Source organism: Streptomyces sp. CB01881 (assembly GCF_002953255.1).
Classification (GTDB): domain Bacteria; phylum Actinomycetota; class Actinomycetes; order Streptomycetales; family Streptomycetaceae; genus Kitasatospora.
Genome location: NZ_CP026498.1, coordinates 10,687,572 through 10,688,243 on the forward strand (window position 1 = coordinate 10,687,572; position 672 = coordinate 10,688,243).

The window sequence follows — 672 nt, forward strand, 5'->3', positions numbered from 1 at the left end:
CGGCAGCGCGGTTGCCGGCCGTCGTGTCTGCCTCCCTGCCTCCCTGCCGCCCTGTCGGCCGCCGTGGTGACGCCTGTGCCGGAACCGGGTCGCGGCGGGCTCTGGAACCGGGCCGTGGCGGGCCTCCGAGTGGGTGGGGTCAGGGCCGGGCGGGTGCGGCGGCGATCCGAGGCGGGGTCCAGTCCACGTGTCGTAGGACGGTGCGGATCATCGCACCGGACGGGGTGAGGCGGATCGCCGTGTTGCGGGCGGCGACGGCCAGCGGGTGCGCGAGCTGCTGGCCCATCCGGCCGGCCCTCCGTGCGTCGCGGGCGACCGTCTGGCTGCGCGGGCGCCGCTCGGTGTCGTACCGGGTGAGGGCCGCCTCGACGGTCGGCTCCGAGCCGAGGGCGGAGGCAAGGGTCACCGCGTCCTCCAGCGCCTGGCAGGCCCCCTGCCCGAGGTGGGGGGTCATGGCGTGAGCGGCGTCGCCGAGCAGGGCCACCCGGCCGGCCGTGTAGGAGGGGAGCGGGGTGGTCAGCTCGTTGATGTCGTGGTGCAGGACGGCTTCCGGACGGGTCGCGGCCAGGAGTGCCGGAATCGGCTCGTGCCAGCCGGCGAAGCGGCGCCGGACCTCGGCCAGCGGGTCCGGGTAGCGAACCCCGGCGGGGGCGTTCAGCACCGCGTGCCACT

The 672-nt window shown here is 76.6% G+C and carries 1 protein-coding gene; it reads right to left on the bottom strand.

The features are described 5' to 3' along the window. Positions 1 to 139: 139 nt before the first annotated feature. The coding region (locus C2142_RS35990; RefSeq protein ID WP_174315819.1) for an FAD-dependent monooxygenase at positions 140 to 672 on the bottom strand (533 nt) is incomplete at its 5' end.